This window comes from Streptomyces sp. YKOK-I1 (genome assembly GCF_054660435.1).
Window position 1 is genome coordinate 5,011,419 of sequence record NZ_BAAGDR010000001.1, and the last position, 17,171, is coordinate 5,028,589.

17 protein-coding genes, 1 tRNA gene, 1 pseudogene and 1 riboswitch are annotated in these 17,171 nt (G+C 70.4%); of the genes and pseudogenes, 11 read left to right on the plus strand and 8 right to left on the minus strand.

The genetic code is table 11. The features are described 5' to 3' along the window. Window positions 1-34: 34 nt before the first annotated feature. Complete coding sequence (locus ACYQ8Q_RS22060; RefSeq protein ID WP_460073447.1) at window positions 35-1,399, plus strand: PrsW family intramembrane metalloprotease; 1,365 nt, start codon at window positions 35-37, stop codon at window positions 1,397-1,399. Between the two features lie 41 nt (window positions 1,400-1,440). Here the strand turns inward: ACYQ8Q_RS22060 and ACYQ8Q_RS22065 are convergent, their stop codons facing one another. The 4 genes from ACYQ8Q_RS22065 to ACYQ8Q_RS22080 form a co-directional block, all read right to left on the minus strand. Further along, window positions 1,441-2,388, minus strand: a complete 948-nt coding sequence (locus ACYQ8Q_RS22065) for an aldo/keto reductase (RefSeq protein ID WP_460067304.1) — start codon at window positions 2,386-2,388, stop codon at window positions 1,441-1,443. 125 nt (window positions 2,389-2,513) lie between these two features. Continuing rightward, window positions 2,514-3,548 (minus strand): M23 family metallopeptidase, encoded by a 1,035-nt coding sequence (locus ACYQ8Q_RS22070; protein ID WP_460067305.1) that lies wholly within the window; start codon window positions 3,546-3,548, stop codon window positions 2,514-2,516. A gap of 9 nt (window positions 3,549-3,557) precedes the next feature. Next, window positions 3,558-3,723, minus strand: a riboswitch (cyclic di-AMP (ydaO/yuaA leader). A 255-nt stretch (window positions 3,724-3,978) separates the two neighbouring features. Then, window positions 3,979-4,052, minus strand: a tRNA-Met gene (locus ACYQ8Q_RS22075). A gap of 17 nt (window positions 4,053-4,069) precedes the next feature. Further along, complete coding sequence (locus ACYQ8Q_RS22080) at window positions 4,070-5,200, minus strand: dihydrofolate reductase family protein (RefSeq protein WP_460067307.1); 1,131 nt, start codon at window positions 5,198-5,200, stop codon at window positions 4,070-4,072. Window positions 5,201-5,254: 54 nt separating this feature from the next. Here ACYQ8Q_RS22080 and ACYQ8Q_RS22085 point away from each other — a divergent pair, with 54 nt between their 5' ends. Then, window positions 5,255-5,773 carry a MarR family winged helix-turn-helix transcriptional regulator gene (locus ACYQ8Q_RS22085; protein WP_460067308.1) on the plus strand — a complete coding sequence of 173 codons (519 nt, stop codon included), beginning with the start codon at window positions 5,255-5,257 and terminating at the stop codon, window positions 5,771-5,773. 138 nt (window positions 5,774-5,911) lie between these two features. Beyond that, the gene (locus ACYQ8Q_RS22090; protein WP_460067310.1) at window positions 5,912-6,544 is read left to right on the plus strand and encodes a GTP cyclohydrolase II; all 633 of its coding nucleotides are present in this window, start codon (window positions 5,912-5,914) and stop codon (window positions 6,542-6,544) included. On the opposite strand, the gene ACYQ8Q_RS22095 is transcribed toward ACYQ8Q_RS22090, so the two are convergent. Continuing rightward, the gene (locus ACYQ8Q_RS22095) at window positions 6,531-7,190 is read right to left on the minus strand and encodes an NUDIX domain-containing protein (protein WP_460067312.1); all 660 of its coding nucleotides are present in this window, start codon (window positions 7,188-7,190) and stop codon (window positions 6,531-6,533) included. The two genes, ACYQ8Q_RS22090 and ACYQ8Q_RS22095, sit on opposite strands and share 14 nt — an antisense overlap. Before the next feature lie 494 nt (window positions 7,191-7,684). Here ACYQ8Q_RS22095 and ACYQ8Q_RS22100 point away from each other — a divergent pair, with 494 nt between their 5' ends. The 6 genes and pseudogenes from ACYQ8Q_RS22100 to ACYQ8Q_RS22125 all read left to right on the plus strand — a co-directional run. Next, window positions 7,685-8,224 carry an ArsR/SmtB family transcription factor gene (locus ACYQ8Q_RS22100; RefSeq protein WP_460073449.1) on the plus strand — a complete coding sequence of 180 codons (540 nt, stop codon included), beginning with the start codon at window positions 7,685-7,687 and terminating at the stop codon, window positions 8,222-8,224. Then, window positions 8,221-9,507, plus strand: a complete 1,287-nt coding sequence (locus ACYQ8Q_RS22105) for an MFS transporter (RefSeq protein ID WP_460067314.1) — start codon at window positions 8,221-8,223, stop codon at window positions 9,505-9,507. Before ACYQ8Q_RS22100 ends, ACYQ8Q_RS22105 begins: the two co-directional genes overlap by 4 nt. A 20-nt stretch (window positions 9,508-9,527) precedes the next feature. Next, window positions 9,528-9,698: a hypothetical protein gene (locus tag ACYQ8Q_RS22110; RefSeq protein ID WP_460067316.1), complete on the plus strand. Its 171-nt coding sequence runs from the start codon at window positions 9,528-9,530 to the stop codon at window positions 9,696-9,698. 86 nt (window positions 9,699-9,784) lie between these two features. Further along, entirely contained in the window at window positions 9,785-10,594 is an 810-nt protein-coding gene (locus ACYQ8Q_RS22115; protein WP_460067317.1) for an alpha/beta fold hydrolase, read from the plus strand. A gap of 294 nt (window positions 10,595-10,888) precedes the next feature. Continuing rightward, window positions 10,889-12,445, plus strand: a complete 1,557-nt coding sequence (locus ACYQ8Q_RS22120) for an FAD-dependent monooxygenase (RefSeq protein WP_460067318.1) — start codon at window positions 10,889-10,891, stop codon at window positions 12,443-12,445. 753 nt (window positions 12,446-13,198) lie between these two features. Beyond that, window positions 13,199-13,427: pseudogene (locus ACYQ8Q_RS22125) on the plus strand (flavoprotein); the annotation flags it as partial. Window positions 13,428-13,761: 334 nt separating this feature from the next. Here the strand turns inward: ACYQ8Q_RS22125 and ACYQ8Q_RS22130 are convergent. The 3 genes from ACYQ8Q_RS22130 to ACYQ8Q_RS22140 form a co-directional block, all read right to left on the minus strand. Continuing rightward, complete coding sequence (locus ACYQ8Q_RS22130) at window positions 13,762-15,444, minus strand: tyrosine-type recombinase/integrase (RefSeq protein ID WP_460067319.1); 1,683 nt, start codon at window positions 15,442-15,444, stop codon at window positions 13,762-13,764. Between the two features lie 4 nt (window positions 15,445-15,448). Next, window positions 15,449-15,688 (minus strand): hypothetical protein, encoded by a 240-nt coding sequence (locus ACYQ8Q_RS22135; protein WP_460067321.1) that lies wholly within the window; start codon window positions 15,686-15,688, stop codon window positions 15,449-15,451. Between the two features lie 157 nt (window positions 15,689-15,845). After that, entirely contained in the window at window positions 15,846-16,217 is a 372-nt protein-coding gene (locus ACYQ8Q_RS22140) for a hypothetical protein (protein WP_460067323.1), read from the minus strand. A gap of 339 nt (window positions 16,218-16,556) precedes the next feature. Here ACYQ8Q_RS22140 and ACYQ8Q_RS22145 point away from each other — a divergent pair, with 339 nt between their 5' ends. After that, window positions 16,557-16,847: a helix-turn-helix domain-containing protein gene (locus tag ACYQ8Q_RS22145; protein ID WP_460067325.1), complete on the plus strand. Its 291-nt coding sequence runs from the start codon at window positions 16,557-16,559 to the stop codon at window positions 16,845-16,847. After that, window positions 16,844-17,164 (plus strand): hypothetical protein, encoded by a 321-nt coding sequence (locus tag ACYQ8Q_RS22150; protein ID WP_460067328.1) that lies wholly within the window; start codon window positions 16,844-16,846, stop codon window positions 17,162-17,164. The genes ACYQ8Q_RS22145 and ACYQ8Q_RS22150 overlap by 4 nt, the downstream gene beginning before the upstream one ends. Window positions 17,165-17,171: the final 7 nt, after the last annotated feature.

The following is a 17,171-nucleotide window of genomic DNA, read 5'->3' on the forward strand; positions in this document are numbered from 1 at the left end:
AGTCCCCTCCCTCGTTAGGGCCGATGCCGTGGCCATCAGTCACCCGTTTCCGCCGTACCCACCGCACCCGGGCGGCCCGGCCGAGGACGCCCGGCTCCGGCGGGTGCACTGGTGGCGGAGGAGAGGGGTGCGGTACGGGGCGCTCATCACGCTGCTCACGCTGTCCGGGCTGGTGATCCTGGCGCTGGTGCGGGAGCAGACCGGCACCGAGGGGTTCCTGGTCGGGCTGGGGCTCGCCGTGCTGCCGGTGCCGCTGCTGATAGCCGCCTTCCGCTGGCTGGACCGGGTGGAGCCCGGCCCCTGGCGGAATCTGGTGTTCGCCTTCGCCTGGGGCGCCTGCGCGGCCGCGCTGATCGCGATCGTCGCCAACAGTTTCGCCACCCGCTGGATAGCCACCGCCACGGCGGATCCGTCCGGGGCGGACACCCTCGGGGCGACCGTCATAGCGCCCGTCGTCGAGGAGTCCGCCAAGGCCGCCGCGATCCTGCTCGTGTTCCTCTTCCGCAGACGGGACTTCACCGGGCCGGTCGACGGGGTGGTCGTCGCCGGGATCACCGCCACCGGCTTCGCGTTCACCGAGAACATCCTCTATCTGGGCACGGCGTTCGGCACCGACCAGCTCAGCGGGGAAAGCGGCATCGCGTCCGTGACGGCCGCGACCTTCTTCGTGCGGATCGTCATGTCGCCGTTCGCGCACCCTCTGTTCACCGTGCTCACCGGCCTGGGCTTCGGGCTCGCGGCGCGCTCCGGGTACGGCCGGCAGGTGCGCCGCGTCCTGTTCCCGCTGGGCGGGCTGCTCCTCGCGATGGGCATGCACGCCCTGTGGAACGGCTCCTCGACCTTCGGCGACTTCGGGTTCTTCGCGGTGTACGCGTCGTTCATGGTGCCCGCGTTCGGGCTGCTCACCTGGCTGGTGGTGTGGACCCGGCAGCGGGAGCTGCGCACGGTCCGCGAGGAGCTGCCGGCGTACACGGCGGCCGGCTGGCTCACCCCGGCCGAGCCGTACGCGCTCGGCTCGATGCGGGCGCGGCGGCTCGCCCGCGAGTACGCCAAGTGGCATGGGGGTCGGCCGGCCGCGCGGGCGGTCGCCGAGTACGAGGCGTACGCGACCTCGCTGGCGTTCCTGCGGCACCGGGGGCGGGGCGGACGGGCGGGCGACGACTTCGTCGTACGGGAGCGGGAGCTGCTGAACGAGCTGTGGCGGCGCCGGGAGGTCGCCCGGCCGGCGCTGGACCATGCGGCGCGGATGACGGCGCCCGCGGCGCCCGCGCCGGTCCACGGGTACGGATACGGATACGGGTACGAAGCCGGATACGGCAGCCCGCATGGGTACTACGGGTACCAGGGGTACGGGTATCCGGCGGGGCCGTATCCCGCCCAGAACCCCTATCGGTCGTAGGGGGCGGGGCGGTTCGGCACCGCCGGAACGCACACCCGTGCCTACGCCGAGGCCGCCGTCAGCCTGGTGAGCTCCTCGTCCGTGAGCTCCAGGTCGGCCACCGCCAGCAGGGGCGGCAGCTGGTCCAGGGTGCGGGCGGAGGCGATGGGGGCGACGACCGTCGGCTGGGCGGCGAGCCAGGCCAGGGCGACCGTGGCGACCTCGGTGCCGTGGGCCCGGGCGATCTCGTCGAGGGCGGCCAGGACGCGGACGCCCCGCTCGGTGTCGAGGTGCTTGCCGGCCCCCGCGGCGGCTCGCGGTCCCTCCACCGTCGTACCGGGGCGGTACTTGCCGGTGAGGAAGCCGGAGGCCAGGGCGAAGTAGGGGACGGCGGCGAGACCGGAGCGGGCCGCGAGGTCCTGGAGGCCGCCCTCGTAGGTGTCGCGGGAGACCAGGTTGTAGTGCGGCTGGAGGGCGACGTACCGGGCGAGGCCCTCGCGGTCGGAGAACTCCAGGGACTCCCGGAGGCGTTCGGGCGAGATGTTGGAGGCGGCGATGTGCCGCACCTTGCCCGCCCTCACCAGCTCGTCCAGCGCCCCGATGATCTCCTCGACCGGCACCTCGGGCTGGTCGAAGTGGGTGTAGTAGAGGTCGATGCGGTCGGTGCCGAGGCGGGTGAGGGACGCCTCGGCGGCGGCCTTGATGTTGGCGGCGGTCAGGCCGGGGAAGTCCGGGTGCTGGCTGACCTTGGTGGCGATGACGACGTCGTCGCGGTTGCCGCGCTTGTTCACCCACCTGCCGAGGATGGTCTCGGACTCGCCACCGCTGTTGCCGTCGACCCAGGCGGAGTAGGAGTCGGCGGTGTCGACGAAGTTGCCGCCGGCGGCGGTGTAGGCGTCCAGGACGGCGAAGGAGGTCGCCTCGTCGGCGGTCCAGCCGAAGACGTTGCCGCCGAGGGAGAGAGGGAAGACCTCGAGGTCCGAGGAGCCGAGCTTGCGCAGAGAAGTCATGTCGTACGTCAACAACGGCTTCGGAGCGGCCCATTCCGCCCGCCGCGCCGAAGCGTACGAAGAACGTGTGAACAGGACCGCTCCGAGAAGGACGGTGCCGGGAGGACGGTGCCGGGAGGGCACCCTTACGGGTTGAGCCCCTTGCTGTGCAGCCAGGCCATCGGGTCGATGCCGTTGGCGGCGCCGTCGGGGTGGACCTCCAGGTGGAGGTGGGCGCCGGTCACGTTGCCGGTGGCGCCCACGCGGCCGATGACATCGCCGGTGGCGACCTTCTGGCCGGCGCTGACGCTGATCGAGGACTGGTGGCAGAACCACAGCTCGGTGCCGTCGTCCAGGGTGAGGATGGTGCGGTAGCCGTAGGAGCCCGCCCAGCCCGCCTCGGTGATGGTGCCGCTGTGGACGGCCTTGATGAGGGTGCCGGTGGGGGCGGCGAAGTCGAGGCCGGTGTGGTAGCCGGAGGACCAGTAGGCGCCGGCCTGACCGAAGGTCGCGGTGAGCGTGTACGAGGAGGTCGGCAGCGTGTACTGCTTCGCCAGCTCGGCCAGGCGCGCGGCCTCGGCCTTCTCCTTGGCGGCCTGCTCGGCCTTCTCCTGCGCGGCGGCGGCCGCGTCCTTGGCGTCCTTCTCCGCCTTGGCGACGGCGGCCGCCTCCGCCTTGGCCGCGGCTGCCTCGGCACGGTCGGCGACCTGGGTCTGCTGCGACTCGGCCTGCGCGATGATCCGCTCGCGCAGCGCCTCGCCGGCGTCGGCGGAGGCGCCGCCGCTCTTGTCGGCGGTGTCGGAGGCCTCGGTGCCGAAGCCGGAGAGCGCGGGCGCGGCGTCCTGGCCGGAGTCGTCGTCGGAGATGAAGGAGCCCACGGAGGGCAGGTCCGGCATGGAGATGGAGACCGGGGGCTTGCCGGTGTTGGCGCTGGCCATGCCGCCGGCGCTGAAGGCGGCTATGACGCCGACGCCGAGGACGGTGGAGCTGCGGGCGAATCCGCCGCCGCGCTGCTTGGCGACCCGGTGCTTGCCCCGGGGCGGGGCGAGGGACTCCTCGGTGGGATTCCACTCCTCCCAGGGGCCCTCGTCAGCGCGGTAGCTGCCGTAGCCGAAGGTGTCGGAAGAGGAACGCTGGCTCGGCACGAAGGGGGCTTCGGGAGCAGGCCGGTTGGACGCCACGCGGGCGCACTCCTTTCCTTCCGACGCCTACCGGGTTAGCTGACGGGTTCGGAGCGGGAAGGTCTCCTACGCGCGTAAACCGTTCGTGACTCTGTGAGTTCACGACGGCGTCCGTGCGATTCACCCCAAGGTGGTGGTTCCCCGGTTCCCTTACGGGATTCGACGCGTGCGCACGGAGCCGACTCTTGTGACGGCTGGGACGACCGCGCTGCGTTATCGAACGTTAATAGACCCGGGCGTAGCTTTCCAAGCTCTTCTGCTTGATCAACAACCTTTTTTGGCCTGGACTTTCGGGCCATGACCGGTGAAAAACGGGCGAGTTGCCGGAATTCACAGTACACACACAGCCCTCACGTGGGGCCGGGGGAAGAACGCACGACACAAACACCGATGGCCGGAACCCTTTCGGATTCCGGCCCTCGGCCTTCAGTAGCGGGGACAGGATTTGAACCTGCGACCTCTGGGTTATGAGCCCAGCGAGCTACCGAGCTGCTCCACCCCGCGTCGGTGAAACCACTGTATCACCCGGTCAGGTGCAGGTTCGCCACCCTCGCCCGCTCGGCGTACTCCGGGAGGACGACGACGTCCACGCCCTCGGCCGTCAGCAGCCCGTTTCCGTCGGCGGCCGTCACGAAGGTGTCCGGCTCCTGCCAGGCGGTGACCACCCGGCGCACCCCCGCGTCGAGGATGAGCCGCGCACAGGGCTTCGGGCGGGAGGCGCGGCGGGCGCAGGGTTCGAGGCTGCTGTAGACGGTGGCCGTGGCCAGCCGGGGGTCGGCCGGGTCGAGTTTCGCGAGGGCGGCCTCCTCGGCGTGGACGACGGGGTCGCCGGCCTCGCGGGAGTGGCCGCGCGCCAGTTCCGTGCCGTCGGCGGCGACGATCACCGCGCCGACGCTGAAGGCGGTCTCGGAGGGCGGGCACGCGGCGGCGAGCTCGCAGGCGAGGGCCAGCCAGTGGCGGTCGGCGGCGGAGGGAAGCAGGCCGGTGCCGGGGGCGGTGGGCTCGTACCGCATGAGGACGACGTCCTCGATCCGCCGGGTCTCGGTCAGCCGGAGCCGTCCGCCCTGGTAGGCGCCGGGGCCGAAGAGGCGGGGTGCGCCCGGGTCGCCGACGAAGAGGGGGGCGAGGACGAGCTGGACCTCGTCGGCGAGGCCCTGCTGGAGCAGCTGGGTGTGGATGGTGCCGCCGCCCTCGACCATGAGCCGCCGTACACCGCGCTCGTCGTGGAGGTGCTCCAGGAGGCGGCGCCAGTCCAGGTCGGGGCCGAGCGGGACGACCTCGGCGGCGATGCCGAGCGCCCCGGCGCGCCGGGCGCCCTTGTCCGTCGTGTAGACGACCTTGTCGCCGCCGGTGTGCCAGAAGTGCGCGGCCGGGTCGAGGTCGCCGGAGCCGCTGACGGTGACCTTGAGGGGGTACTCCGGTTTTCCGGCCGCCACGCGCGCGTGTCGGCGGTCGGCGGAGTTCACCAGCAGCCGGGGGTTGTCGGCGCGGATGGTGCCGGCGCCGATCAGGATCGCGTCGACCGAGGCCCGTACCTCGTCGACGCGGTCGAAGTCGGCGGGGCTGGACAGCAGCAGGCGCTCGGCGGTGGTGTCGTCCAGGTAGCCGTCGAGGGAGACGGCGGCGGACAGCAGGACGTACGGGTACGGCATCGGCGCGGCTCCCCGGGTCTTGGTTCAAGTTTGAAACAAACCTACACTGGAGGCATGACGACCCGCTGGCTCACCCCCGAGGAGCAACGCGCCTGGCGCGCGTACGTCGCCGGCTACCTCCTCCTGGAGGACGCCATCGACCGGCAGCTCCAGCAGGAGGCCGGCATGCCCCATCTGTACTACTCCATCCTCGCGAACCTGTCCGAGTCCCCCGAGCGTCGGCTGCGGATGACCGATCTCGCGGAGTCGCTGAAGATCACGCGCAGCCGGCTGACGTACGCGGTGACGCGCCTCGAGAAGGACGGGCTGCTGCGGCGCGAGGACTGCCGCTGGGACAAACGCGGCAGTGTCGCGGTGCTGACGGAGGAGGGCATGGCGGCCCTGGAACGGCTGGCCCCCGGCCATGTGGAGACGGTCCGCGCCGGCCTCTTCGACCGGCTCACCCCCGAGCAGGTCCGCCAGCTGGAGGAGATCTTCACGCAGGTGGTCGGCGGATTCCAGGACGACGACGAGGCGCTGCCGGAAGAACTGCCGTGGCGGCGGCGTTCATCCGGATGTTCCGGCAGCTCGTGAAGCGCCCGTGAATCGCTCGTGAACCGGGCCACAATCCAGTTGCTTCAAATTTAAAACATGGGGTAGGGTCTCATCCGGCACACTGCTTCAAATCTGAAGCAGCAGCCGTACCGACCGCACTCGCCCCGGGAGACCCGCATGCCCGACACCCCCGCCGCCACCCAGCGCGCCCGCGTCCGGGTTCCGCTGCGCTTCCAGGACGGCTACTCCGTCGACGCCGAGCTGGTCACCTTCCACGGCCTGGCCGACGGGCAGGAGCATGTCGCCGTGGTGCTCGGCGAGCCCGCGCCCGGCACCGTCCCGCTGGTCCGGCTGCACTCCGAGTGCCTCACCGGGGACGTCTTCGGCTCGGCCCGCTGCGACTGCGGCCCGCAGCTGCGCGAGGCCGTCGAGCGCATAGCCGAGACCGGCGGCATCCTGCTCTACCTGCGCCAGGAGGGCCGCGGCATCGGCCTCTACAACAAGCTCGACGCGTACGCCCTCCAGGACCAGGGCCTGGACACCTACGAGGCGAACGCCGCCCTCGGACTGCCCGAGGACGGCCGTGACTACACCGCCGCCGCCCAGATGCTGCGCGCCCTCGGCGTCACCAGCCTGGACCTGCTGTCCAACAACCCCGACAAGGCCGACCAGCTGCGGGCGCTCGGCATCGACGTCCACGACCGGGTGCCGACCGGTGTGTTCACCACCCCGCACAACGTCCGCTACCTGCGCGCGAAGGTTCTGCAGACCCAGCACACGCTGCCGCTGGCCCAGCTCAGCGCCGGCTGAACGGACCGTCCAGGGCGGCCCACTGGAGCAGCATGATGGTCTTCGCGTCGGCGATCGCCCCCGAGCGGATCATGCCGAGGGCCTCCCCGAACGGCAGCTCCACGACGGCGATGTCCTCGCCCTCGGCCGCCACACCCGCCGTGTCGGCGCCGGGGGCCGAGCCGTCGTAGGGGGCGGCGAAGAAGCCCAGGCGCTCGGTGACCGAACCGGGGCTCATGAACGCGTCGAACACGTGCTCCACCTCATGGACGGTACGTCCCGTCTCCTCGACGGCCTCACGACGGATCGCCGCCTTCGGGTCGTCGCCGTCCAGCAGCCCCGCCGCCGTCTCCAGGAGCATGCCGTCGGGGTGGCCGTTGACATAGGCGGGCAGCCGGAACTGACGGGTCAGCAGGACCGTTTCCCGTACGGGGTCGTAGAGCAGGATCGTCGCGCCGTCGCCCCGGTCGTAGGTCTCCCGCCGCTCGCGGCTCCAGTGGCCGTCGTGGTGCCGGTAGTCGAAGGTGGTGCGGCGCAGGACCGCCCAGTCGCAGGCGAGGACCTCGACGTCGAGGATGCGGACACGCGGGTTCCCGGTGAGGTCACGGCCGTGCAGGTGCAGGCCGGTGCGACCGCGGGGGTCGGGGGTGTCGATGCCGGCGGTCATGGAGGCTCCTCGGGTCGCGGCGGGCTTCGCTCGGATGTTCCATGATCCCAAGGCCCCGGAGCGGGGCAGCGATCACCGGCCGGGCGGGCGGTCATACGGCGTCGGCGGCAGCGTCCTGCTCTCTCGACGGTGGGGGTGAAAAGCCGGCCGGCGGCAGGACGAGCACGGGGACGGTCCAGCGGGTGCCGGGCACGACGGCGGCATCGCGTGCGAGGCCCCGCCGGGGCGCTGCGCACCACGCTGTGGAGGACCGAGATCTCCAACGGGGCGGCCTTCGTGGGACAGCGCCCGGTCTCCGGGGACACCCGTGCCCTGCGCGCCGAGGAAGAGGCGGTGCCACCGGGTCCCGGGCAGGTTCGCTATGGGGCGCGGTCCACGTCAGGACGGCTTCTGCCACACCGTCCGCTCGGGCGCTCGCGCGCCGGACAGCAGATTCTGGAAACCCGTGCGCACCCCCCTTGCCAAATGGTCAAGAAGTGTTGACCATTGTGGACATGCCAACCGACGACCTCCCCGAGACGTTTCACGTCACCACTGACGACCAGCTGCGTGCCGTTTCCAATCTCACGCGTCACCGGATCATGGCCGTGCTCCGCTTCGAGCCCTCGACGATCACGCAGATCGCCGAGCGGGTCGGCCTTGCCAAGGGGAGTTCCAGCTACCACGTACGGCTGCTGGAACGGGCCGGCCTGGTGAAGGTGGTGCGGACGCGGAAGGTTCGAGGGGTCACCGAGCGGTACTACGCCATGGCCGCGCGGGCGATCGTGCTGCCGGATCCGGGCGAGGGAGGCCCGGATGTGCTGATGCGGCATGCGGTGGCGGACCTGGAGGCAGCGCCGGCGGATGGTGAGCGGCACGTGCGGATGGCGCATCTGCGGCTCACCGAGGAACAGTTCGCGGAGCTGGGGGCGCGGCTTGAGGCATTGGCGGACGAGTACCGGGAGCTGTCCGATCCGTCGCTGCCGGACGCGTCACTCGTCTTCGCACTGTTCCACCCGGCATCGGGCCACCGGACCGAAGGGGACGCCAAGTGACCTCAGACATCCGGAAGTTGCCGACCGGGTTCGGACGGCTGTGGACCGCGCAGACGATCTCCTCGCTCGGTGACGGGGTGACGCATGCCGCGCTGCCGCTGCTCGCGTTGACGTTGACGCGGGACCCGATGGCGCTCGCCGTCGTCACGGCCGTCGGAACGCTGCCGTGGCTGCTCTTCGGGGTGCTCGGCGGTGCGCTGGTGGACCGTTGGGACCGTCGCCGCACGATGTGGGTCACGGACGCGGCCCGTGCGGCGCTGCTGGCGATACCGACGGCAGCGGCCGTCCTCGACGTGCTGAGCATTCCCCTGCTCGCGGCCGTCGCCTTCCTCCTCGGCCTCGGCGGACTCTTCTTCGACACGGCCGCCACGGCCTATCTGCCGGATCTGCTCGGCCGCGACCCCGCGCTCCTGGAGCGCGCCAACTCCCGCCTGCGCGGCACCCAGACCGCCGCGTCCGGGTTCGCCGGGCCGCCCGCGGGCAGTGCCCTGCTCACACTCGGGCGGGCGGTTCCGCTGCTCGCCGACGCGGTCTCATTCGCCCTGTCCGCACTGCTCGTACGGTCGCTGCCTGCCGCACCCCGGCCCGTGCCGCAGGCCCGTGAGTCGCTGCTGCGGCAGGCACGGGCCGGCGCCTCGTACGTCTTCCGGGACCAGGTGCTGCTCGGGCTCGCGCTGCGTCCGGCGGTCGGGAACATCGCCTTCATCGCCGTGGAGACCGTACTCGCCCTCTTCGCGCACGAGCGTCTCGGCATCGACACCTACGGCTTCGGCCTGCTCCTCACGGCGGAGGCCACCGGCGGCCTGCTCGGCGCGGGCATCGCCTCCTCCCTCGGCCGGCGACTCGGCACCGGCACCGCGCTGACCTGCACAGCCGCCATTGAGGGGCTTGCCGTCCTGGGCCTCGCCGCCGCCCCGAACCCGTACGTCGCCGGCCTCGCGCTCGCGGTCTGCGGGGCCGCCATGGGCGCCACGATGGTGCTCGGGCCATCCCTCCGGCAGGCGATCGTCCCCGCCCAGCTGATGGGCCGGGTCGCCTCCACCTCCCGAATGCTCGCCATGTGTGCCGCCCCGTTCGGCGCCTTCCTCGGCGGCTGGCTGGCTTCCGCCTACGACATCCGCACCCCGCTCTACGCCGCCGCCGGCATCCTCCTGGCGATGACGGCCATCACGGCATCCATGACCGGCAACCGCCGGGTCGAGGCGGCGCTGCGCGCCGTCGCCACGGCAGATGGGCCAGATCACCCGGAATCCCGGGATCCCTTTGTAGAACGTGCCTCTTAGGGCTCCCCGGCCTGCCGAAAGTGCTGGCCAACAGCCTGGCCATGCTGCAAGGGTTTGCGGATGTCGTCGGCGAACTGAACGCGGAGGGAACCTTGTTGGCGGATCTGCCCGTGCTCGTCGCGTTGCCGGTGACTGCGGTCCAGGCCACCGGCGGCCACTTGACGGCGCCCGCCCGGCCCTGCCCCGGCTGACGTCACCCGCGAGATCACCACCGCCCTCGGCTCCGCTTGAGGGCGGAGACGTCCGAGCCATTCCTCGTCCTACCGAAGGGACAGCCATGAGCTCCACGAACGCGTCCACCGCCGTATGGACCGGCATGGTGCAGGTCGACGACACCGCGTTGGCGGTCACCGACACCGGCGGCGACGGTACCCCGGTCATCTACTGCAACGGCCAGTTCGCCACCCAGGAGTACTGGCGGGGAGTTGTCGCCGCACTCGGTCCCGGCTTCCGGCACATCACCTTCGACGAGAGAGCCCGCGGGAAGTCGAAGACGTCGAGCGACTATTCCTTCGAAGCCGCTGTCCGCGACGTCGACGTCGTGCTGGACGCTCGGGGTGTCGACCGGGCGGTGGTGGTGGGCTGGTCATACGGGGCCTTCGTCGCGGCCCACTGGGCCAGCCGCAGTCCCGCCCGCGCCATGGGGGCGGTTCTGGTCGACGGCGCGCAGCCGTATGACTGGCTGGACGAGGCCATGGAGCAGCGCATCCGCAAGCTCTTCAAGCGACTGAGATGGATCACGCCGCTGCTGCGCCCGTTCGGCCTGGCCCCGCGCATGAGCGCCGCGCAGCAGGCCGAAAGCAACATCGAGATGGGCGTCATCGCCCGCGAACGCGAGCTGGGGCCGGTGCTGGACAACATCACCGTGCCGACCCGGTACGTGCTGGCTTCCGGGGCGTCGTTCGGCAGCAAGGGCGACGAGCAGGAACGTATCCGCGCCAGCCTCGGCGCGGTGGTCGAGCGTAACCCGAACATCGAGATCAGCGCCAAGGTCGCCAGCAACCACGGCGCCATCCTCAAGAAAGACGCCGCGGCCGTCGCTGCGGCCACGCGCGAGGTGGCCGAAATCAACCGGCCGTCAGGCTGACCGCACTGCCGACCCGAGCACCGGCTCGACGCCGACCGGACCACTCGGCCACGCACCCCAGAGCGGTCGGCAACGGGTCTCAAGGACCGTGAGCCGACCGTTCGGTGAGGGGATGGCGGAGCGCCGGCCCTCGGCTCCCGGTTCTCCGTGCCGTCGGCGGCCACAGGTCACGCGATCTGTGCGGCGCAGTCGACACGTTCGGATGCGCCGCCGCCCACCTCCTGGAAGCGGTTCGGGTTCTGTCGGATCCATCCACACCGTTGACAGCACTCTTACTTGATCGAGGTCTTTCGAATGATCGACACAGTCATCGTCGGTGCCGGCCCGACCGGTCTCATGCTGGCCGCCGAGTTGCGCCTGTCCGGCGTACGGCCGCTGGTGCTGGAGCGACTGCCACAGCGTCGCGACGCCCCGAAGGCAGGTGGTCTGGGCGGGCAGATCCTGGAGCTGCTGCGCTTTCGGGGCTTACTGGAACGGTTCGAGGCGGCCTGCACCGGGCCCGCTCCGGCTCCCCGGTTCCCGTTCGGCGGAGTGCATCTGGACCTCACCCAGCTGGCAGATCCCCCGCTGCACGCCCTGCCGCTCCCGCAACAGCAACTGGAGCGGCTGCTGGACGAACGCGCCGGCGAACTCGGTGTCGACATCCGCCGCGGACACGAGGTGACCGGACTCAGCCAGGACGAGAACGCGGTCACCGTGGACGTACGGGGCCCGGACGGCTCCTACCAGGTGACCGCCCGCTACCTCGTGGCATGCGACGGCGCCCGCAGCCGGGTCCGGGACTGGGCCGGCATCGGCTTTCCCGGCACCACCTACCCGGAGGTCAACCGGCTGGCCCAGGTCACCCTGCCGGACGCGGTGACCGTGCGCGACAACGGCGATCTCGATGTCCCCGGCTTCGGCAGGATCCGCTCGGGCTTCACCCGCACCGACCAGGGCCTCCTCGGAGTCGGCTCCTCGCCCGCCTCCCGGGCCGTCTCCCTGTACACCGTCGAGGACGAGACGGTCGAATACGACGACGACGTCCCGATGACCGTGGCCGAACTGCAGGACAGCATCCGCCGGGTGATCCGCGTGGATCTGCCCGTGGCCGAGGCGACGCGGCTGTCCCGGTTCACCTTCAAAGCCCGCCGGGCCGAACGCCATCGTCAGGGGCGGGTCCTGCTGGCGGGCGACGCGGCGCACCTTTTCCCCGCCACCGGAGTGGCACTCAACGCCGGCATGCTGGACGCGGTGAACCTCGCGTGGAAGCTGGCCGGAGACCTGCACGGCTGGGCGCCGGCAGACCTGCTGGACACTTACGAGAGCGAACGCCGTCTGGCCGCCGACCGCACCATGTTGCACACGCGAGCCCAGGTGGCCCTGCGCCGCGGGCACGACACGGCCGCCGAGGCACTGCGGGAAGTCTTCCAGGAACTGCTCACCGACGAACAACCGTTGCGCCGTATGGGAGCCATCGTCGCCGGAACCGACATCCGCTACCCGATGCCCGGTTCCCCCCACCCATGGGCCGGCACCTTCGCACCCGACCTCACTCTGAACACCGACCAGGGCATCACCAGCGTCGCCGAACTCATGCACGGCGCACGGCCGGTACTCCTCGACCTCGCCGACCGGCCGGACCTGCGGGAGACGGCCCGAGGCTGGCAGGACCGCATCGACGTCCACTGCGCCAAGACCGATCAACGGCCGGCCGACGCCCTCCTGATCCGCCCCGACGGCCACATCACCTGGGCCGCCACCATCGACGAACCCGCCGACACCGCCACCCTCGCGCTACGAAGCGCGCTCTCCGGCTGGTTCGGCACACCCCGGACACAGACAGACCCAGCCACCGACCGGCCATCCTGACCGCGAGGGCAACGGTCTCCTCGAACGTGCAGGGGTGACGCGTTACGGGTGGCAGGGCGCTGCTCGGTGTCGGCGTGCGTGTCACCTCGTACGCCGACACCGGGACGGGGAAGTCGCACTCCGCGGAGGGGCCGGCTCACCCTTGCCAGGCTCCGCCGGGGGTTCCGCCGCCCCGCGTGAAGGCCGCCCGTCTCGCCGACGTACCCAGCCCTGTGCGGCACTCAGCTCACTGGTCGACCCGTAGCAGGCTCAGCCCTCCCGGGATGACGTAGTCACCCGTCTCTGCCGGTCATGGTCTGCGACTGCGGATAGCGCGCCTTCAACGTCGGGCGCACAGGCTCCATGACCCGTGGCCATCCGGCGCCCTCGGCGAGCCGACGCAGCGCGTTCAGTAATCCCCGGCAAGGCCGCGTCCCTTGAGCGACGGCGTGACGATCGCCCCACAGATCACCAGAGTGTCGGGGTCGACGCCCTGCTCTCGGCCCTCGACGGCGCGGATGATGGCCTGGGTGTAGCCGGTAGGGAGCGTTTCGGTCCGCCCGTCCCACCGGGTCGGTATGCCCCAGCCGGACGCGACCGGCTGTGATGAACTCCGGGAAACCCTCACTGAAGAGCTCGCGCAACTGCGCATCAGGCCACGTACGTGCATCTGTTCGCTCAACGATCAGTGTCACGGGCCCGCGGGGTTCGCTCTTCAAGTGGCCCGCCCGAAGAAGCCCTTCCTGTACGTCGTGTGCGCCTGCGGCATCGTCGGCGATGTCGGCACAGACCGGCTGCCCGATCCGCTCGGCCTGGCGCACGCCCGGCGAAGCCCGACCGCTCCCGCCCGCGGACGCCATCGCCGTCGTCCCGGCAACCTTCAACACGGTCGACAAGTGGGCCGCAGGCACCTCCGACACCCTCGCCCTGGGCATCCTGCGAGGCATACGGCACGGACATCCCCACCGGACCACTCACGCAAGCCCCCGAAACCGAAGCAGCGCCCGACCCGACCGAAGTCGACCCAGGCGCTGCACCGCAGGTCAGAAGGGGTAACCCCTCCCCCGCATCCGTAGGCCCTGTGGGACTCGAACCCACAACCAATGGATTAAAAGTCTGATGAGTGCCCAACGCGCGTCGTACCGCGCTGTATCGGGCCGTGCCGCCAATCGCCATAACGCCCTGATCAGACACCCGCTGCCGATGATCCTCAGCAACCTCTCACCGTGCCTCGTACCGCCTCGTACCGCGTTGCAACGTGGCTTTCGGGCCAGCACGGGGCCAGCAAGAAGGGCCCCCGACCCGCAGGTCAGAGGCCCTTCATCTGTCCCTCAAGTCTACGCCGGGGACTCCCCGTTGTCAGCGCTGGCCCGTACCGTGGAGGAGTCCATTTCAGCGTCTGCAACTGGCTGCGACGCGCCCGGCCCCTGCTGCGGGACAGCGACCGAAGCAGGGGCCTGCTGCTGCCCACGGCGAGCGCGGGGCACCACGGCGGCCGCCTTCTCGGTCAACTCGTCCTCGTACTCCTCGAACAGCTCCATGTATGTGTCCGACGTCAGCGTGATGGTGCTGTGCCGCAGCTTCACCTTCGCGTCGTGCAGCTCACCGCCGCCCGCCTTCACCAGCGCCGCAGCTCCGTGCCGGAGGTCGCGCAGGTTGATGGGCGGCAGGCCGGCCGCATCCGCGATCCGGCGGAACGTCTTCGAGACGACGTCCGGGTGGAGCCACGCGCCGTCCTCAGCTGTGAACATCTTCCCCGTGTCGAGCCAGTCGGCTACGTTCTCGCCCGCGGCCCGCCGCTCGGCGGCCCGTGCGTTCCACGCTTTGCGCTCCTGCTGCTGTCGTTCGCGGTGTTCGAGCAGCACGCGCACCGTCTCCTGGTCGATCTTCACGACGCCCACGGATCCGTCGGTCTTCGGCTCGGTTTCAATGGGCGTCCAGCCGTCGACCACGATCTCGGCGGAGACGCGGATCTCCTTGCGCGCCGGGGAGAAGTCGTCCCATCCCTGGCCGACGCCCTCACCGCGGCGCAGGCCGTGGTGGGCGATCAGGTGGAAGAGGGGGTACAGCGGGTCGCCCTCGGCAGCGTCGAGGAACTGGCCGAGGAGCGCGGGTGTCCAGACCATGACCGGGCCGGGCTTCTGGCCCGTCTCCCGCCAGCGCGCAATACGCTCGTCGGTCCACAGCAGGCCCTTCGGGCGGGCACCGGCCGCCAGCTCGACGTGCTGTGCCGCGTTGAAGGTGATGAGCTGCGCGCCGATGGCCTTGTTCAGCGCCATGCGCAGTGTCCGGCGGATCGCCTGCTTGGTGGCAGGCCCCGTCACCTTCCGGAAGGGCGGCATCGCGGCGAGCTTCTCGCGCTCGGCCGCCAGCTGCGCCCGCTCGGCTGCCTTCGGTGCGCCCGGCTTGCCTCTCTTGCAGCGGGCGACCTGCTCACGGCGTGCCTGGTTCTCGGCGCGGACGACGTCGTTGCGGTCGTTGATCGCGTTGAACATGTCCTGGACGTGGCCGACTCCGAGTCGGTCCAAGCGCAGGTGGCCGAGTGCAGGCTTCAGGTGTACGCGGATGTGAGACTCGTAGCCGTGGTTCGTGGTGGCGCGGGTTGCCTTGTTGGCCATGACGTGGTCGAGCCACTGGGCGACGGTCATCGTGCCGTCGAGGGGAACGCCGACCCCGAGTCGACGCTGCACCTCGGAAGTCTCTGGGATGTCTGCGCGGCGCCGGGCGATGTCGGCGAGTAGATCGCCCACGCGTCGCTGTTCGTCGGGGTCATCACCGGGGAGGTCGAGGATGGCCTGTAGGCGGGAGAGATCGCCCTGGGCCTCCGTGACGCTGCCGTACCCGGTGCGCCTGAACGTCCGGCGCGTCCCCTCGGCATCCGGCGGGAGCTCTTGCCGGATCGCAGGGGCGCCATGGTTCTTGCGCTTCAACTTGGGGCACGTCTGCCCCAACAGCTTGCCGTCGGGACCGCGGCACTCGCAGCGGCGGCGGATGCTGCCTGCGCGGCGGGCTGACGGCATCTGGCTACTCCTCTCGAGCCAGGTCGGGCGGCTTCTGCTGCTCAGTCTGGCCCAGATGAGCCAGGCCGACTCCGAGAACAAACTCTGCGGTCGCGTTCAGAGCATCGACGAGTTCCTCGGCGGTTGCCGTCGGCCGGACCGCGAACGCGAGGCCCTGGCTGTTTTTGATCGGTACGATCACCTCCCCCGACGGCACCCTGTCGTCGAAGAAGTACCAGGCTCGCGAAGCCTGTGGTGACACCATGCAGCCTCCCCCATCTCCCGCAAGCGCGTTCGATACGTGGCTTAGACCAGCGCTCTTTTGGCCTCAGAGCGTCTGGACATGATCGCACCACGGGCCACAGATATCCACTGTCCGCTCGTAGATGTCACCGTGAGTGATGCAAAGGGGAACGCATGAGTTAGTCAGCATCACCCAAACGCGGTGGAACCAGTGAGTCAATCAGGCTAAGCAGGCGCTCGCGCTGGTCAGGCGGCAGTGAGTCGAGCTTTCGAACATAAGCGACCGCTTCCCCCGTTCCTGACCGAAGCGGGTCCACGCCATGGAACTGCGCGCCGGCCGCATCCTGGAGCCGTTCGACTGGCAGCCGGTAGGCAGCAGCTAGCGCCGCCAGCTCTTCGTACACCGGAGGGGTGACCTTTTCGGCCCGTTCCAGCCGGTTGATCCTCCCCCGGGTCACCCGGACGCCACTGACCGGATCAAGAGCCTTGGGCGCGATGGTGTCGAGGGACTCACCCAGCTCCGCCCGGCGCTCCCGGAGCAGGTCGCTCATGTGCGTGCGCCGTTCAGGGCTAGGAGTCGTGTCACGTGGGGGTTCATCCGTAGCCGCCATGGGGCTCATCCTGCCACTCCTGCGCTCTCTGTGACTGAGGGACCGTTCAGGGTTCGTTGACGTCTTCCCGACGTACGGGCAGGTCAGACGCGCCGTTCATTCTGCACGCTGAATGAATTGTTCAACACACCGGGTCGACCCGCTAGGTAGCGAAGAGTCATTGGCCGATTACCGACGCGCGCCCCCGGTCATTCAACGAGCTGGACAAACCGTTCAACCCATGGAATGCTCACAGCCTCCCCATTCAACTCGTTGAATGATCTGTACTACGAGGTGAACGTGAGTAACGAGACCAGCCCGCCCACCATGTACGCGGTCCACAGCAGCGACCGACTGAAGACGCTCATGGAGCGCACCGGCGACGGAGAGCAGATCTCCAGCCGCGAACTCGCCGCCAAGGCCGGCGTCGCCCACGGGACCATCGGCGGCCTGATGTCGGGCGCGCAGCGCATCGTCCCGGAGGACAAGGCCCAGGCCATCGCCGACGCCCTCGGCGTCAAGCTGCTGGTCCTCTTCGTCGAGATGGTGCGCGACGGCCGCGTCTTCATCCCCGCCCAGGCCGCCGTATGAGCACCGCCACCGCACTCACCCCGGACGAGGTCCGCGCCCTGCCCGCGATGCTCAGCGCCAAGCAGGCGTTCGCCGCGCTCGCGCTTGGCGAAACGCTCGGCTACCAGCTGATCGATGACGGGGACTTCCCCATCGAGGTGCTCCGGTTCGGCCGCGTCTACCGATTCCGCAAGGCCGACGTGATGACCGTCCTCGGCCTCTCCGAGACCGCTGCTGCCGAGGTCCAGTCGGCAGCAGCCACCCATGACGACGGCGCCCCCGGGGTCCAGCCGAAGGCGCCGTCCGAGCAGTCCGCACCCACCCGCGCCAGCAAGTAGAGAACGG